The following is a 16,553-nucleotide window of genomic DNA, read 5'->3' on the forward strand; positions in this document are numbered from 1 at the left end:
GCAGCGTATGACCGGCGTCAACGACGACGTACCGGGCCGCCGCGAACTGCTGCGCGTGGAGGGGGTGAGGAAGTCGTTCCCCGGCGTGCGCGCGCTGGACGGTGTGGACCTGAGTCTGCGCACCGGCGAGGTGCACGTCCTGCTCGGCGAGAACGGCGCGGGCAAGAGCACCCTGATCAAGATGCTCTCCGGCGCCCACCGCCCCGACAGCGGGCGGATCCTCGCCGACGGCGGCCCGGACGGCTCGTACGACGGGCTCCACGAGGTGCAGATCCGCTCCGCGCAGGACGCCGAACGGCTCGGCATCGCCACCATCTACCAGGAGTTCAACCTCGTCCCCGGGCTGACCGTCGCCGAGAACATCTTCCTGGGCCGCCAGCCGCGCACCGCGCTCGGCCTCGTCGACCGGAAGACCATGCGCGCCCGCGCCGCCGAACTCCTGCGCCGGGTACGCCTGGACGTCTCCCCGAACGCCCCGGTCGCCGAACTCGGTATCGCCCGGCTCCAGATGGTGGAGATCGCCAAGGCGCTCAGCCTGAACGCCCGGGTACTGATCATGGACGAGCCGACCGCGGTCCTCACCTCCGAAGAGGTCGAGACGCTCTTCGGCATCGTCCGCGAACTGCGCTCCTCGGGCGTCGGGATCATCTTCATCACCCACCACCTCGACGAGATCGGCGCGCTCGGCGACCGGGTCACCGTGCTGCGCGACGGCCGCTCGGTCGACGAGGTGCCCGCCGGAACCGGCGAGGACGAGCTGATCCGGCTGATGGTCGGCCGGGACATCGCCGAGCAGTACCCGCGCCGCCGCCCCGACCAGGAGGAGCCGGGTACGCCGCTGCTGCGCGTACGGGGCCTGACCCGGTACGGCGCCAAGGGCCCCAACGGCGCGTCGGCCCGGCCGGTCTTCGAGGGCATCGACTTCGACATCCGGGCCGGTGAGGTCGTCGGTCTCGCCGGGCTGGTCGGTGCGGGCCGTACCGAGGTCGCCCGGGCGATATGCGGTGTCGACCGCTACGACGCCGGCACGGTCGAGGTCGCGGGCACCGAGCTGGTGCGCGGCGACGTCCGGGCGGCGATGCGGGCCGGGCTGGGCCTGGTCCCCGAGGACCGCAAGGGCCAGGGGCTGGTGCTGGACGCCTCGCTGCAGGACAACCTGACGCTGGCGCGGCTCGACCGGGACACCCGCGGCGGGCTGGTCGACCGGAGTGGCCAGCGGCGCGAAGCGGCGGCCGTCGCCGGGCGGTTGAAGGTCCGGATGAGCGGCCTGGGGCAGCATGCCCGCACCCTCTCCGGCGGCAACCAGCAGAAGATCGTCATCGGCAAGTGGCTGCTGGCCGAGACCAGGCTGCTGATCCTGGACGAGCCGACGCGCGGCATCGATGTCGGCGCCAAGGTCGAGATCTACCAGATCGTCAACGAGCTGACGGCGGCCGGCTGCGCGGTGCTGATGATCTCCAGCGATCTGCCCGAGGTGCTCGGTATGAGCGACCGGGTGCTGGTGATGGCACAGGGACGGCTGACCGGTGAGCTGCGGGCCGGGGAGGCCACCCAGGACGCCGTGATGGAGCTCGCGCTCCAGTCCCCGCACGGCACTCCCGACGGCAGGAACACGAACGAGAGCGCGATGGAGGGCTCCGATGTCCGCTGAGGTGAAGACGGCAGCCGCCCCGGAGGCGGCGGGCGGGGCACCGTCCCCGGACGGTCTCGGGCCGTGGTTCTCCCGGGCCGTGCTGCGGAACGGCCCGCTCGGCGGCCTGATCGCCCTGGCCGTCGTGATGGCGGTGCTGTCCCGGGACTTCCTCAACGGCCAGAACCTCCTCAACGTCGGTGTCCAGGCGTCGGTCACCGCGATCCTGGCCTTCGGCGTCACCTTCGTGATCGTCTCGGCCGGTATCGACCTGTCGGTCGGCTCGGTCGCCGCGCTGTCCGCCACCGTGGTCGCCTGGGCCGCCACCAAGGAGGGTCTGCCCGTCTGGCTCGCGGTGCTGCTCGGCCTCGCGGTCGGCGTGGCGGCCGGACTGGTCTCCGGCGCCCTGGTCGCGTACGGCAGGCTGCCCGCCTTCATCGCCACCCTGGCGATGCTCTCCGTCGGCCGCGGCCTGGCCCTGGTCATCTCCGGCGGCTCACCGATCCCCTTCCCCGGTGCGGTCGACGCGCTCGGCGACACTCTGGGCGGCTGGCTGCCGGTGCCGGTCCTCGTCATGATCGCCATGGGGCTGATCGCCGCACTCATCCTGGCCCGTACGTACTCGGGCCGCGCGATGTTCGCGATCGGCGGCAACGAGGAGGCCGCCCGGCTCTCCGGCATCAACGTCAGGCGCCGCAAACTCGTCATCTACGCGCTGTCCGGGCTGTTCGCCGCGGTCGCCGGCATCGTGCTGGCCGCCCGGCTCACCTCCTCCTAGCCGCAGGCCGCGGGCGGTTACGAGCTGGATGCCATCGCCGCCGTCGTCATCGGCGGCGCCAGCCTCTCGGGCGGTTCCGGCAAGGCGTCCGGCACCCTGATCGGGGCGCTGATCCTCGCCGTGCTGCGCAACGGCCTCAACCTGCTGAGCGTCTCCGCGTTCTGGCAGCAGGTCGCCACCGGTCTGGTGATCGCGCTCGCCGTCCTCCTGGACACCCTGCGGCGCCGGAGCGCGCGATGAGGCGGCGAACCGCACTCATCGGCGCGGCACTTCTGGTGGGCGCGCTCGCCCTCTCCGGCTGCGACCGCGGCGGCGACACCGACCTGGGGCTGGCGCTGTCCACGATGAACAACCCGTTCTTCGTCGGTATCAAGGAGGGTGCGCAGGCCGAGGCGGACGCCCGCGGACTGCACATCAACATCACCGACGCGCAGAACGACCCGATGCAGCAGATCAACCAGATGGAGACGTTCACCAGCCAGCAGGTGAAGGCGGCCATCATCAACCCGGTGGATTCCGACGCCGCCGTCCCGGCCGTCGGCGTCGCCAACCGGGCGAAGGTGCCGGTCATCTCCATCGACCGCGGTGTCAACGGCGGCACGGTCGGCTCGACCATCGCGTCCGACAACGTCGCCGGCGGCCGGCTCGCCGCGAAGACGCTGGCCACGGCGCTCGGCGGCAGGGGCACGGTGGCCTTCCTCGAAGGCCAGCCCGGCACCTCCGCCGCCCGCGAACGCGGCCAGGGCTTCGAGGAGGGCATCGGCCAGTACCCCGGTATCCAGGTCGTCGCCCGGCAGCCCGCCGACTTCGACCGCACCAAGGGCATGGACGTGATGTCCAATATGCTCCAGGCGCACCGCGGCATCGACGGGGTGTTCGCCGCCAACGACGAGATGGCGCTCGGTGCCGCCAAGGCGCTGGGGGCCCGCTCCGGCAGGGACGTGAAGGTGGTCGCCTTCGACGGCACCCCGGACGGCGTCCGGGCGGTCCGCGACGGGACCCTGACCGCCACCGTCGCCCAGCAGCCGAAACTCCTCGGCAAGCAGGCGGTGGACTGGGCGCTGCGGGCATCCCGCGGCGAGCGGCTGCCGCGGACGGTGAAGGTGCCGGTGGTCCTGGTGACGGCGGCGAACGCCGCGCGCTTCGGCGGCTGACGGTGCGGCCCGGCGGCAGCGACGGGCCGCCGGGCGGCAACAGGCGGGAAGAGACGGGAAAGCGGCGTACGGACACGCGGGAGCAACGCGCGGACCGGCGCTCGGACAAGGGAGAAGAACGGCGCATGTACGACGTCCTGGTGGTCGGCTCGGCCAACGCGGATCTGACGGTACGGGTGGCACGGCGGCCCGGCGCGGGCGAGACCGTGCTCGGCACGGACCTGGTCGAGACGGCCGGCGGCAAGGGCGCCAACCAGGCAGCCGCCGCGGCCCGGATCGGTGGGCGCACCGCGCTGCTCGCGCGGGTCGGCGGTGACGCGTACGGTGAACTGCTGCTCGCCGCCCAGCGCATGGCGGGCACCGACGTCACACCGGTCATCGTGGACGAGAGCGCCCGCACCGGCACCGCGATGATCATCGTCGACCCGGACGGCGACAACAGCATCGTCGTCTCGCCGGGAGCCAACGCCGCGCTCACCCCACACGACGTCACCGCGGCCAGGGACGTCATCGCGGCCTCGTCGGTGGTCTCCCTCCAGCTGGAGGTGCCGATGGAGACCGTACGGGCCGCCGCCGCGACGGCCGAGGCCGCCGGCACCCGGGTGGTCCTCAACCCCTCGCCGGCACCCGAGACCCTCGACCGCGAACTCCTCGCCGTGGCCGACCCGTTGGTGGTCAACGAGCACGAGGCCCGGCAGCTGTCCGGCCGCACCGACGGCAGGCCCGCGGACTGGGCGTCCGCGCTGCGCGAGCAGGGCGCCCGGTCGGTCGTGGTCACCCTCGGCGGGGACGGCGCCCTGGTCCTGGACGCGTCCGGGACGGCGGAGATCCCGGGCGTACGCGTCAAGGCCGTGGACACCACCGGCGCCGGCGACGCCTTCACCGGCGCGCTCGCCACCCGCCTGGCCGCCGGAGCGACCCTGCCCGAAGCGGCCCGCTTCGCGGTGCGCGTCGGGGCCGCGGCCGTCACCAAGCCGGGCGCACAGCCGTCGTACCCCACGGCGGAGGACCTGGCGCAGCTGCCGGAGACGCCGGAGCTGCCGGAGAACTGATCCGGCGGGAACCGGCCCGGCGGGAACCGATCCGGCACGAGCTGCTCCGGCACGAGCTGCTCCGGCGGGATCCGAGCCGGCGACAGCTGCTACGGCGGAAATCGCCCTGGCGGGATGCGATCCGGAGGGAACTGCTCCGGCGGGATCCGATCCGGTGGAGGGAGGAGCGGGGCTGAGGGACGCCAGGGCGCCGGAGGTCCCGACGGGGCGGCGCGATACGGCGGTTACCCACCGGCTCGCCGCACCCCGCCGCCCGCACCTCACCGCTCGGCCCCTTCCCTCAGGAGGACGGGCTCCGCCCCCGCCTCCGTGCCGCGCGCCTCCGGCTTTCCGCCACGCTCGGCGCCCTGCTCCTCGCCGAACTCCGCGGGCCCGTACAGCGCATGCGCCGCACCGGTCGTCAGCGCCCAGTAGCGGTCCCCGTAGGACCAGTGCCACCACTCGGTCGGGTAGTTGACCGGGCCCGCCCCGTGCAGCGCCGCGGCCAGCACCCGGCGGTTGGCGCGGGCGGCAGGCGTCAGGTCCGGGGCCGACGTATAGCAGGCGCCGTCGCTCTCCTCCGGGGACGTGTCGATCGGAGTCCCCATGTCGACAGAGCCGCCGTCGGTCGTGACCAGGGTGAGGTCCACCGCACCGCCCGCGCTGTGCGGTGCGATCTCGGGCGGCGACACAAAGCGGCTGGCGGCCTGACGGACCCGTGCCGTGTCCCAGTCGGGGTGCGCGGCGCGCAGTTCGCGCCCGTGCCGCTCGAAGTACCGGCGCTGGAGGGCCGGTGGGCGGTATCCCTCGACGACCTGGAGCCGCAGCCCGTCCGGGAGTGCCCGCTGCGCCGCCAGCAGCCGCCGCAGCACGCCTTCCCGCAGATACGCGAAGGCGCCCGTCCCGCCGTCCTCCTCGTCGTTGGGTCCGTCCGCCTTGAGTCCGTCCGCCTTGAGCCCGTCCGCCTTGAGCCCGTCCGCGAGGAGCGCGGGCGCGGCGGTCCGGAGATCCACCAGCGGCTCACCGCACTCCCGGACCGGCACCGCGGCCACCGCGGGGTCGGCCATCAGCGTGACCGCCTACCGGACATCGCTCAGCACCAGTTCGCCGTCGCTGACGTCGCCGCCGCCGTCGCCGCGATCGTCGGCACCCGCTCCCGTCCCCGGCCACGCGGACGCCCCCGCCACCCGCTCACCGGAAGGCAGCCAGCCGCCGCTGAGCCCGCAGGCCGGGCCGGGGCTTCCGACCTCGATCCCATTGGCGAGCAGCACATACAGCCCGTGCTCCCGGGCCAGTTCCGCATACCGCGCCACCCGCTCCGCGCCGTCGTGGAAGGCGCTGGAGAGATAGACCCGGCAACCGTCCGCCACGGCCCGCTCCGGCACCTCGGGGAAACTGCTGTCGAAGCAGGTGGCGAGCGCGAACCGGATGCCGCCCAGCGTGAACCGGCCGTGTGCGGTCCCCGGTGCGAAGACCTTCGACTCGCTCTCTGCCAGATGCCGCTTGTCGTAGCGGGTGAGCAGCGCGCCGTCCGGCCCGTACACGAACGTCGCGATGGTCGGCGCGGCCCCGTCGCCGGCGCCCCGTCCCGCGGCGTTCACCACCGCCGCGATCCCGGCCGTCCGGCACGCCTCCCGCACGGGCTCCAGCCGGGCGTCGTCGGGCAGCACCGCCAGACCCGCCGGATCGGCGGCTATCAGATGCAGGTCGTAGTGGGTCAGCGCCAGTTCGGAGAAGACCACCAGCCCGGCGCCGCGCTCGCCGGCGTCGGCGATGAGGGCGGCCATCCGTGCGGCGTTGGTGGCGATATCGCCTGGTACGGAGGGGAATTGTGCGGCAGCAATGATCATTCGCCCATGATGCCCGGCCCGCCCGCGACGCGTCCGGGCCTGTGGACAACTCCCGCCCGCACGCTCCGGGCCCCGTCCGTGCGCGTCATCAGGCGTGCCCTGCCGCCCAGCCCGGCTGCGCCGGCACCTCGCCCGCCGCACCTGCCGCCGCCTCTGAACTCCCGCCCCGGACGCGGCAGTACGCGCAGCAGCGCGCCGGCGGCCCTGCCCCCCCGGGTCCTGGCCGGACCCGCCGGCCTAGGGACTGTCCGGCGGGCCGGGGGCGGACCGGCCCTGGTCGGCCCCCGCGCCGGGTTTCTCGGTAGTCCCCTGGCCCGGCTCTTCGGCGGGCTCGTCGTCCTGTCCGGCCATGCTTCCGAGCAGCGTCAGGAAATCCCGGAACGCGGCGGGCATGTCGACGTTCTCGGGGTCCAGCAGCCATTGCAGCTGAAGTCCGTCCATCACTGCGACGAGCAGCGGCGCCGCCTGCTCCGGGGTCAGCCCGCCGGGCAGGGTGTCGCCGAACTCGGCCCGCAGCGCCCCGGCCAGCGCCCGGCGCACGGCACGGAAACGGGTCTCGAAGAACTCGCGTGCCGGATGGTCCTCGGTGACGCTGTCGGCCGACAGCACGGTGTACGTCTGGACGATGCCGGGACGGGTGGCGTTGTAGTCGACGAGCTGGGCGAGGGTGCCGGTGCGCCAGGCGCCGGACGCCGCGGCGGCCGCGTCCCAGCGGTCGCGCGCCTCCAGCACGCCGATGAGCAGCAGCTCCTTCGTCGGGAAGTGGTGCAGCAGCCCCTGCTGGGTCAGCCCGGCGCGCTCGGCGATGGCGGCGAGGGAGGTGCGGCGGTAGCCGCGCTCGGCGATCAGCTCCATGGCGGCCTCCATGATCGCCGCACGCCGCTCGGCGCCCTGGACCTCCCGTCCGCCGCCGCCCCTCCGGGGTCCCCGGGAGAGGCCCTGATCTCGTGCGCTCACGAGCCGAGCGTAACTCTCCCGCATGCACTCTCAGTGCTCTACACCCCCTATATGTAACGTACTGCTAACGATCCCTACCGTGTGCACGGTAGGGAGGTGAGAATTCGGCCAGGGGGCCCGCACGTCCAGTCAAGGGAGCGCCGCAGATGACCGACCAGCCCCGTACCCACCGCAGCCACACCCGGCTCCACGACTACTCCGCCGTGGTGGAGCGGGCGCTCGACGCTCTCGACCTGGACACCAAGGCCCGGCTGCTGTCCGGCCAGGACATGTGGACCCTGCCCGCCGTGCCCGCGATCGGGCTGCGGTCGCTGGTGATGTCGGATGGCCCGATCGGCGTGCGGGGCGGGCAGTGGAGCGCCGAGGACCCGTCGATCGCCCTGCCCAGCCCCACGGCCCTGGCCGCCACCTGGGACCCCGAACTCGCCCGCCGGGCCGGCCAACTGCTCGCACAGGAGGCCCGCCGCAAGGGCGTCCATGTCCTCCTGGCGCCGACCGTCAACCTGCACCGCTCGCCGCTCGGCGGGCGGCACTTCGAGTGCTACTCGGAAGACCCGCTGCTGACCGGCGTGATCGGCGCCGGATATGTGCGGGGCGTGCAGGAGGGCGGGGTCGGTACGACGGTCAAGCACTTCGTCGGCAACGACGCCGAGACCGACCGCTTCACGGTCGACAACCGCATCGCCCCGCGCCCGCTGCGCGAGCTGTATCTCGCCCCCTTCGAGCACATCGTCAAGACCGCCCGCCCCTGGGGCATCATGACCGCCTACAACCAGGTCAACGGTGCGACGATGACCGAACACCGCCCGCTCGTCGCCGAAGTGCTGCGCGGCGAATGGGGCTTCGACGGCTGCAACGTCTCCGACTGGGTGGCGGCCCGGCACACCGTGCGCGCGCTGCGCGGCGGCCTGGACGTGGCGATGCCGGGGCCCCGCACGGTCTTCGGCCCCCCGCTCGCGGCGGCCGTCCGCGCGGGCGAGGTCGCGGAGGCGGAGGTCGACGACGCGGTCCGCCGGGTGCTGCTGCTCGCCGCCCGCACCGGCTGCCTGGACGGGGCACCGCCCGCCGTGCCGCCGGCCGACGTGCCGCAGGGCATCGACGGCCGGGCCGTGGCCCGCGACCTCGCCCGCCGCGCGGTCGTCCTGCTGCGCAACGAGCCCGTCGGCGACGGGCAGTTGGCCGGCGAGCCGGCGGGCGGCGCGGCGCAGGGCGCCGACCCGGCAGGCCGTACCCGCCGTGCTCTTCCCCTCGACGCCTCCGTCATGCGCCGCATCGCCGTCGTCGGGGCGGCTGCCCGCGACGCCCGGGTGCTCGGCGGCGGCTCCGCCACCGTCTTCCCCGAGCAGATCGTCTCCCCGCTCGCCGGACTGCGGGCCGCGCTCCCCGACGGCGTGGAGGTCACCTTCGCGACCGGCGCCGACCCGCGCACCCGGGTCCCGTACGCCCGTGACGGATTCACCCTGCGTGCCCGCTACCTGGCCGCCGACGGGCAACTGCTGGCCGAGAACGCGCAGTTCGACGGTCAGGTCCAGGTGATGGGCAGCCTCCCCGACGGCGTCACCCGGCAGAGCCTGCACGCCGTCGAACTCACCGGCAGCTACACCCCGCAGCGCACCGGCGGCCACACCCTGGCCGTCTCGGGCACCGGCCGCCTCCGGCTGACCGTCGACGGCGCGGTGCTCTTCGACGACCAGTGCGCCCCGGCCGGCGGCGATCCGTTCGAGGCGTTCATGCACCCCGTGGAGCACCGGGTCACCGCGGAGCTGACGGCCGGCCGGACCGTGCCGCTCACCCTGCGGTTCGTGCCCCGCGCCCTCGGCCTGGGCGAGGGCCTGGACGTCCTGAACTTCGCACTCGGGCACCGTGAGCCGCAGCTCGACGCCGACGCCGAGATCGAGGAGGCGGTCCGCGCGGCGGCCGGTGCCGATGCCGCGATCGTCGTCGTCGCGACGACGGAGGAGGTGGAATCGGAGGGCTTCGACCGCACGGACCTGACGCTGCCGGGCCGCCAGGACGAGCTGGTCACCCGGGTCGCCGCCGCCAACCCCCGCACCGTCGTGGTCGTCAACGCCGGCTCGCCGGTGGAGCTGCCGTGGCGGGAACAGGTCCCCGCGGTGCTGCTGAGCTGGTTCCCCGGCCAGGAAGCGGGCGCCGCGCTGGCGGACGTCCTGCTCGGCTCGCACGAACCCGGCGGCCGGCTCCCCACCACCTGGCCTGCCCGCTTCGCCGACGCCCCGGTGACCACCGTAACCCCTGCCGACGGCCGACTTTCGTACGAGGAGGGGCTGTTCATCGGCTACCGGGCCTGGCAGCGGTCCGCCGTCGCGCCCGCGTACGCCTTCGGCCACGGGCTCGGCTACACCGACTGGGAGTACGAGTCCCTGGACACCACCCCCGACTCGGTCCGGGTCCGGCTGCGCAACACCGGCCGGCGTCCCGGCCGCGAGGTCGTCCAGATCTACCTCGCCCCCGCCCCCGCCCCCGACGCCGGCGCGCCCGAGCGCCCGGACCGCTGGCTGGCCGGCTTCGCCGCCGTCGAGGCGGGCCCCGGCGAGAGCGCCGAGACCGAAATCCCCCTGCCGGCACGGGCCTTCGAGGTCTGGTCGGAACCGGACGGCCATTGGCGCCGGGTCCCGGGCGTCTACACCGTCGAGGCGGCGCACAGCATCGACGACATCCGGCTGACGGCGCAGGTCACTTCTGGCTGAGCACCGACACGTCACCGCCGCTCGTCCGCGCCGATATTTTGTGCTCCGAGCCGGGATCCGTCGGGACGGAGACCCTGCGGGTCCCGCCGCTCGTCACCGCCTGGACCGCGTACGAGCCCTTCGGCAGCCGGATGGTGACATTGCCTCCGCTGGTCCGCCCCGACACCTCGTCGGGCACCGCGGCCAGCGCGAGATCCACATCCCCGCCGCTGGTCTTCACCTTCGCCGTACGGGCCGTGGAGTCGGCGACGGTGATGTCGCCGCCGCTGGTCTCCGCGCTGATGCCGCCCGAGGCGCCGTGGACGGTGATGTCGCCGCCGTTGGTGTGCAGATCGACCGAGGCGCTGCGCGGCAGCAGCACGCGGTAGCTCACCTCGCAGCGGCGGCCGGTCTCCGGGCAGTCCCCGGCCGTCAGCGTCAGCGTGCCGTCCTTGACCGTGTGGGTGGGGGTGGGCTTCTGCCCGTCGTACTTGTACTTCTCCGTCACTTTGACCGATCCCCCGGCGTCGATCGGCACGATCTCGATGTCCCCGCCGTGGGTCGTCGCCGACAGTGCGCCGACCTTGCCGTCGACGCCGTACGTCCGCTCCGCGGTCTTCGGCGGACCGATCGTCAGCGAGCAGCCGGTCATCAGGACGGTCAGTGCCGCGCTCGGCAGCACGAGATGAGAGGCGCGGAGACGGGCCATGGCGTTTTCCCCCCGGGACAGGTGACGAACAGGTCGGAACAGATCGGAGCGGCGCGGACCATGCCGGAACCGCTCACCCCTCATCGTTCCGTCCCCGCGCCCCGCGTTCGTCGCCGCACGGTATGACCTTCCCCGTCCCCGCAGGGTATGACCTGCGCCGCGGTGCCCTTAGGGGTATCCCTGACGTCTCAGGGATACCCCTAAGGGCACCGCGTCCCTCACGCGTTCTCCCGGCGGGTGATCGTCCGGAACGCCAGCTCCGCCAGCTGCTGCTGGCCGCGGGCGCCCGGGTGGAACCAGTCCCAGGTGCTCAACTGCCGCTCGGTGAAGCGGTAGTCGAAGACCGACCGGTCGAACCGGCACAGCGCGTCCCGGGCGCAGACCTCCGACAGCGCCTCGTTGTACGCCATGACCCGCTCCCGGACCCCGTTCCGCCGGTCTTGCGCCGGCTTCGTCAGATCGTCCGGGTCGCGCAGCATCGACCCGCAGATGCCCAGCTTCCACACCTGCTTGCCGAGCGGGTTCTTGCGCCCCTCGGACCACAGCCGCAGCAGATCGGGCACCGCGGCGACATACACCTGGGTGTGCGGCAGCGCCCGCCGCAACGTCTTCATGGACCGCTCGAAGCCGGCGCGGAAGGCAGCCTGGGAGGTCATCGCCCGTACGTCGCTGCGGCAGGCGTCATTGGCGCCGATCAGGAGCGTGACCAGCTCGGGCCGGCGCGCGGCGGCCTCGGTGATCTGCTCCGGCAGATCGCTCATCAGGGCGCCGGTCCGGGCGTAGTTCCAGCTGTGCGCGGCGGGGTTCGCCTTCACCAGCCGCCGGGCGAGGCTGTCGACCCTGGGGTCGGTGCCGGTGGCCCAGGAGACCTCGGGGCAGTCGGAGAGCACCGTGCAGGCGTCGAAGCCGACGGTGATGGAGTCGCCGAGGGCGGCGATCGAGTGGGGGTCCGTGCGCCATGCGGGTGCCCGTTTCGCGGCGGGGTGCTTGGTCTTCGCCCCGCCGTGCGCGGTGCCGGAACCGCCGTCGCCGCCACAGCCGGTGAGCGCGGCCAGCAGCACGGTGGCGGTGGCCGCGGCCAGCCCCGCGCGGGCCGCGAGGCGGTGACGCCGAGGGCGAACGGGCCGATTGATCGTCGTCATCCCCTGTCCCCTCCGGCGTGCGAGTGATATCTCTTCCGGTACCGACGGTACGTCACTTGCCGTCCGGTGCCGCGCGGTAGCTTTGCCCTGTAACTGCCGGTCTGTGACCCAAAGTGGCAAGTGCAGTCGGTGCAGGCAAATGACATCACGTCATTTCCTGTCCCTTTTGCGGCAAATTCCGCCTCATGGTGTTTACTGTAGGTCACCTGGCATGCTGGTGCCGAAGTGATCACTGGGGCAGAATGTCGGCAACTGTCCCGGCCGTAACCGGAACGGGCACGAGGCCGCTGGGGAAGGCGAACCTCGAACCGCACGGGAGGTCCCGGTGACGACACGTGGAGTTCTGTACGTCCACTCCGCTCCGCGCGCGCTGTGCCCGCACGTCGAATGGGCAGTGGCGGGCGTCCTCGGGGTGCGCGTCAACCTCGACTGGATCCGCCAGCCGGCGGCGCCCGGCACCTGGAGAGCGGAGTTCTCCTGGCAGGGCGAGGCCGGCACCGCCTCCAAGCTCGCCTCCGCACTGCGCGGCTGGCACCTGCTCCGCTTCGAGGTGACCGCCGAGCCCTGCTCCACCGCCGAGGGCGAGCGCTACAGCTCCACCCCCGACCTGGGCATCTTCCACGCGGTCACCGGCATCCACGGCGACATCCTCATCCCCGAGGACCGGCTGCGCGCCGCCGCCGACCGCTCCGCCCGAGGTGAGACCGAGCTGGCCGACGAGGTCGCCAAGCTGCTCGGCAAGCCCTGGGACGACGAACTGGAGCCCTTCCGGTACGCCGGGGAGGGCGCGCCTGTCCGCTGGCTCCATCAGGTCGTGTGACGGCGACATCCGGCCGCGGTTGCCTTCGAGCGCCCTCCACGGCCTAGCGTGCCGCCATGGCCGACAACAACAATTCCCACGCACCGTCAGTCGCCGTGCTCGGCACCGGGATCATGGGCGCCGCGATGGCCCGCAACCTCGCCCGTGCCGGGCTGGACGTCCGCGCCTGGAACCGCACCCGCGCCAAGGCCGAGCCACTGGCCGCCGACGGGGCCCGTATCACCGACACCCCGGCGGAGGCGGTGGACGGCGCCGATGTCGTCCTCACCATGCTGCTCGACGGTCCCGCCGTCCTGGACGCCCTGCGGCAGGCCGCCCCGCGGCTCGCCCCCGGCACCCTCTGGCTCCAGATGAGCACAGTGGGCCCCGAAGCGCTCGTCCCCCTCGCCCGGTTCGCCGCCGAACACGACCTGCGGTTCGTCGACGCCCCCGTGGTGGGCACCAAGGCACCCGCGGAAAAGGGCGAGTTGACCATCCTGGCCGCCGGTCCGCAGGAGCTGCGGGAGCGCGCGGGGCGGGTCTTCGACATCGTCGGCAGCCGCACCCAATGGGTCGGCGAGGACGGTACCGGCGGCGCCGCCAGCCGCCTCAAGCTCGTCGTCAACACCTGGGTGCTCACCGTCATCAGCGGCACGGGGGAGGCCCTGGCGCTCGCCGAGGGGCTCGGTGTCGACCCCCGGGACTTCCTGGCCACGGTCGCGGGCGGGGCGCTCGACATGCCGTATCTGCGGATGAAGGCGGAGATGATCCTGTCCGGGGACTTCCCGGCGAGCTTCACGGTGTCCGCGGCGCGCAAGGACGTCCGGCTCATCACGGAGGCCGCCGGGGCGGCCGGCGTACGGGTGGACCTGGTGGCCGGCGCCGCGGAGCGCTTCCGCCGTGCCGAGGAGCAGGGGCACGGCGACGAGGACGGCTCGGCGGCGTACTACGCCAGCTTCGACGGCTGACCAGAGCCCGCCCGCAAACGCGCGGGCCCGCCCGGTCGGTGACCGGGCGGGCCCGTTGCGGACGACGGGGTCAGACCGTACGGAACGCCAGCACCACGTTGTGGCCGCCGAAGCCGAACGAGTCGTTCAGCGCCGCGACCCGGCCCTCGGCCGGCAGCGCGCGGGGCTCGCCGCGGACGATGTCCGCGTCCGCCTCCGGGTCGAGGTTCTCGATGTTGATCGTCGGCGGCGCCGTCCGGTGGTACAGCGCCAGGATCGAGGCGACCGTCTCGATGCCGCCCGCGCCACCCAGGAGGTGACCGGTCATCGACTTGGTCGCGGAGACCGCCATGTGGTCGACGTCGTCGCCGAAGACCTTGCGCAGCGCCTTCAGTTCGGCCAGGTCGCCCTGCGGGGTCGAGGTGGCGTGCGCGTTGACGTGCACGATCTCGGCCGGGTCGAGGTCGCTGCTGTCGAGCAGGTTCTGCAGCGCGTGCGCGATGCCGTTGCCGGACGGCTCGGGCTGCACGATGTCGTGGCTGTCGGCGGAGATGCCCTGGCCGACGGCCTCGGCGTAGACCCGGGCACCGCGCTTGGCGGCGTGCTCGGCCGACTCCAGGACGATCACGCCGGCGCCCTCGCCGAGGACGAAGCCGTTGCGCTCGGTGTCGAACGGGCGGGAGGCGCCCTGCGGGTCCTCGTTGTTCTTCGACATCGCCATCATGTTGCCGAACGCGGCGATCGGCAGCGGGTGGATGGCCGCCTCCGTACCGCCCGCGACGACGATGTCGGCACGGCCCGTACGGATCATCTCGATGGCGTAGCCGATGGCCTCGGAGCCGGACGCGCAGGCGCTGACCGGGGTGTGCACACCGGCGCGGGCGTTGACGTCCAGGCCGACGTTGGCGGACGGCCCGTTCGGCATCAGCATCGGGACGGTGTGCGGGGAGACGCGGCGGACGCCCTTCTCCTTGAGCACGTCGTACTGGCCGAGCAGGGTGGTCACGCCGCCGATGCCGGAGGCGATGACGGTGCCCAGCCGGTCCGGGTTGACCGAGCCGGCCGCGCCGGCGCCGGAGTCCGGCTCGCCGGCCTTGGCGGTGAAACCGGCGTCCGCCCAGGCTTCACGGGCCGCGATCAGCGCGAACTGTGCCGAGCGGTCCAACTTGCGGGCCTGGGCCCGGGGCAGGACGTCGGCCGGATCGACGGCGGCCTGCGCGGCGATCCGGACGGGCAGTTCGGCTGCCCACTCCTGGTCGAGGCTGCCCACACCGGACGTGCCGGCGAGCAGGGCCTCCCAGGTTGAAGCGCTGTCGCCACCCAGCGGTGTGGTTGCGCCGATACCGGTGACGACCACGGTGCGATTGGTCGCGTTCACGGGAATTCTTACTCCACGGGTAGAGGGGTCTGAATCGACGGCGCCACCGCGGGGTGGCGACATGCGCTGCGCCAGATCAGGACTGGTGCTTGAGGATGTAGTCGGTCGCGTCGCCGACGGTCTTGAGGTTCTTGACGTCGTCGTCCGGGATCTTCACGTCGAAGCGCTCCTCGGCGGCGACGACGACCTCGACCATGGACAGCGAGTCAACGTCCAGGTCGTCGGTGAAGGACTTGTCCACCTGGACGTCCTCGGTGGGGATGCCGGCGATCTCGTTCACGATCTCGGCGAGACCCTTGACGATCTCTTCCTGAGTGGCGGCCATGATGGCGCTCCTTCGGTCATTTTAGGGGGAAACTGCTTTTTACGGTGAAGCGGTGAAGCTCTGGACAGCAACCGACACTTACTGCTTGGTGCCGTGCTGCGCAGATCTTGCCTAGGGGAGAGTAACGACCGTCGCGGCGTACACGAGACCCGCCCCGAAGCCGATGACCAGCGCGGTGTCCCCGCTCTTGGCCTGACCGGTCGCCAGGAGCCGCTCCATGGCGAGCGGAATCGAGGCGGCCGAGGTGTTGCCGGTGGTCTCCACGTCGCGGGCGACCGTCACGCTCTCCGGCAGCTTCAGAGTCTTCACCATCGAGTCGATGATCCGCATGTTGGCCTGGTGCGGAATGAAGACGTCCAGGTCGTCCGGGCTGACCCCGGCCGCGTCCAGCGCCTGCTGGGCGACCTTCGCCATCTCGAACACCGCCCAGCGGAAGACCGCCTGGCCTTCCTGGGTGATGGCGGGGTAGCGGATCGCCTCGGGGGCGGTGCGCTCCCCCGGGCCGTCACCGCCGGGCACCGGCGTGGTGCGGTACGCGTCCCAGGCGATGGTCTGCTTGATGGTCTCGGCCTTGTCGCCCTCCGAGCCCCACACGGTCGGGCCGATCGCGGGCTCGGTGGCGGGGCCGACGATCACCGCGCCGGCGCCGTCGCCGAACAGGAAGGCCGTCGCGCGGTCCTCCAGGTCCGTCAGGTCCGAGAGCCGCTCGACGCCGATGACCAGGACGTGCCCGGCGGAGCCCTCGGTGACCATGCCCTTGGCCAGCGTCAGCCCGTAGCCGAAGCCCGCGCAGCCGGCGGAGATGTCGAACGCGGCCGGCTTGCCCGCGCCGATCAGGTGCGCGATCTCGGTCGCGATGGCCGGGGTCTGCTTGAAGTGGGAGACCGTGGAGACGACCACCGCGTCGATCTGCTCGGGCGTGATGCCGGCGTCGGCGATGGCCTTGCCGGCCGCCTCGACCGACATCGTCGCGACGGTCTCGTCGGGGCCCGCCCAGTGGCGCGTGGCGATGCCCGAGCGCGAGCGGATCCACTCGTCGGACGAGTCGATGTGCTTGAGGATCTCCTCGTTGGGCACGACACGGGTCGGGCGGTAGCCGCCGACACCCATGATGCGCGCGTACGGGGCGCCCTTGGAGGGCTTGATCTTCGAGGTCATGCGCTTCG

General features: G+C 72.9%; 13 protein-coding genes and 1 pseudogene. 6 read left to right on the forward strand and 8 right to left on the reverse strand.

Going from position 1 to position 16,553, the window contains the following annotated elements; all coding sequences use genetic code 11:
* Window positions 1-7 precede the first annotated feature (7 nt).
* From GR130_RS07195 to rbsK, 3 genes and pseudogenes are all read left to right on the forward strand, one after another.
* Window positions 8-1,651, forward strand: a complete 1,644-nt coding sequence (locus tag GR130_RS07195; RefSeq protein WP_159503928.1) for a sugar ABC transporter ATP-binding protein — start codon at window positions 8-10, stop codon at window positions 1,649-1,651.
* A pseudogene (locus GR130_RS40340) lies at window positions 1,641-3,562 on the forward strand (ABC transporter permease/substrate-binding protein). Before GR130_RS07195 ends, GR130_RS40340 begins: the two are co-directional and overlap by 11 nt.
* Before the next feature lie 125 nt (window positions 3,563-3,687).
* Window positions 3,688-4,614 carry a ribokinase gene (gene rbsK / locus GR130_RS07210; RefSeq protein WP_159503930.1) on the forward strand — a complete coding sequence of 309 codons (927 nt, stop codon included), beginning with the start codon at window positions 3,688-3,690 and terminating at the stop codon, window positions 4,612-4,614.
* 260 nt (window positions 4,615-4,874) lie between these two features.
* On the opposite strand, the gene GR130_RS40345 is transcribed toward rbsK, so the two are convergent.
* The 3 genes from GR130_RS40345 to GR130_RS07220 form a co-directional block, all read right to left on the reverse strand.
* Window positions 4,875-5,660 (reverse strand): M15 family metallopeptidase, encoded by a 786-nt coding sequence (locus tag GR130_RS40345; RefSeq protein ID WP_236572892.1) that lies wholly within the window; start codon window positions 5,658-5,660, stop codon window positions 4,875-4,877.
* 12 nt (window positions 5,661-5,672) lie between these two features.
* Window positions 5,673-6,443, reverse strand: a complete 771-nt coding sequence (locus GR130_RS40350) for a carbon-nitrogen hydrolase family protein (protein ID WP_236572894.1) — start codon at window positions 6,441-6,443, stop codon at window positions 5,673-5,675.
* 237 nt (window positions 6,444-6,680) lie between these two features.
* Window positions 6,681-7,400: a TetR/AcrR family transcriptional regulator gene (locus tag GR130_RS07220; RefSeq protein WP_236572902.1), complete on the reverse strand. Its 720-nt coding sequence runs from the start codon at window positions 7,398-7,400 to the stop codon at window positions 6,681-6,683.
* Between the two features lie 146 nt (window positions 7,401-7,546).
* Here GR130_RS07220 and GR130_RS07225 point away from each other — a divergent pair, with 146 nt between their 5' ends.
* Window positions 7,547-10,108: a beta-glucosidase family protein gene (locus tag GR130_RS07225; protein WP_159503932.1), complete on the forward strand. Its 2,562-nt coding sequence runs from the start codon at window positions 7,547-7,549 to the stop codon at window positions 10,106-10,108.
* Here the strand turns inward: GR130_RS07225 and GR130_RS07230 are convergent.
* Both GR130_RS07230 and GR130_RS07235 read right to left on the reverse strand, forming a co-directional pair.
* A complete protein-coding gene (locus GR130_RS07230; RefSeq protein ID WP_159503933.1) occupies window positions 10,095-10,796 on the reverse strand; it encodes a DUF4097 family beta strand repeat-containing protein in 702 nt (233 codons plus the stop codon). The genes GR130_RS07225 and GR130_RS07230 overlap by 14 nt on opposite strands.
* A 218-nt stretch (window positions 10,797-11,014) precedes the next feature.
* Window positions 11,015-11,938: an SGNH/GDSL hydrolase family protein gene (locus GR130_RS07235; protein WP_159503934.1), complete on the reverse strand. Its 924-nt coding sequence runs from the start codon at window positions 11,936-11,938 to the stop codon at window positions 11,015-11,017.
* A gap of 325 nt (window positions 11,939-12,263) precedes the next feature.
* On the opposite strand from GR130_RS07235, the gene GR130_RS07240 reads away from it, so the two are divergent.
* Both GR130_RS07240 and GR130_RS07245 read left to right on the forward strand, forming a co-directional pair.
* Complete coding sequence (locus GR130_RS07240; RefSeq protein WP_043264207.1) at window positions 12,264-12,758, forward strand: DUF3145 domain-containing protein; 495 nt, start codon at window positions 12,264-12,266, stop codon at window positions 12,756-12,758.
* 56 nt (window positions 12,759-12,814) lie between these two features.
* Window positions 12,815-13,705, forward strand: coding sequence for an NAD(P)-dependent oxidoreductase (locus GR130_RS07245; protein ID WP_159503935.1), 891 nt, complete (start codon window positions 12,815-12,817; stop codon window positions 13,703-13,705).
* Between the two features lie 70 nt (window positions 13,706-13,775).
* Here the strand turns inward: GR130_RS07245 and GR130_RS07250 are convergent, their stop codons facing one another.
* The 3 genes from GR130_RS07250 to GR130_RS07260 form a co-directional block, all read right to left on the reverse strand.
* The gene (locus tag GR130_RS07250; protein WP_159503936.1) at window positions 13,776-15,062 is read right to left on the reverse strand and encodes a beta-ketoacyl-[acyl-carrier-protein] synthase family protein; all 1,287 of its coding nucleotides are present in this window, start codon (window positions 15,060-15,062) and stop codon (window positions 13,776-13,778) included.
* Between the two features lie 76 nt (window positions 15,063-15,138).
* A complete protein-coding gene (locus tag GR130_RS07255; RefSeq protein WP_016572342.1) occupies window positions 15,139-15,387 on the reverse strand; it encodes an acyl carrier protein in 249 nt (82 codons plus the stop codon).
* 111 nt (window positions 15,388-15,498) lie between these two features.
* Window positions 15,499-16,545: a ketoacyl-ACP synthase III gene (locus GR130_RS07260; RefSeq protein WP_159503937.1), complete on the reverse strand. Its 1,047-nt coding sequence runs from the start codon at window positions 16,543-16,545 to the stop codon at window positions 15,499-15,501.
* Window positions 16,546-16,553: the final 8 nt, after the last annotated feature.

It is taken from the genome of Streptomyces sp. GS7 (genome assembly GCF_009834125.1).
GTDB lineage: Bacteria > Actinomycetota > Actinomycetes > Streptomycetales > Streptomycetaceae > Streptomyces.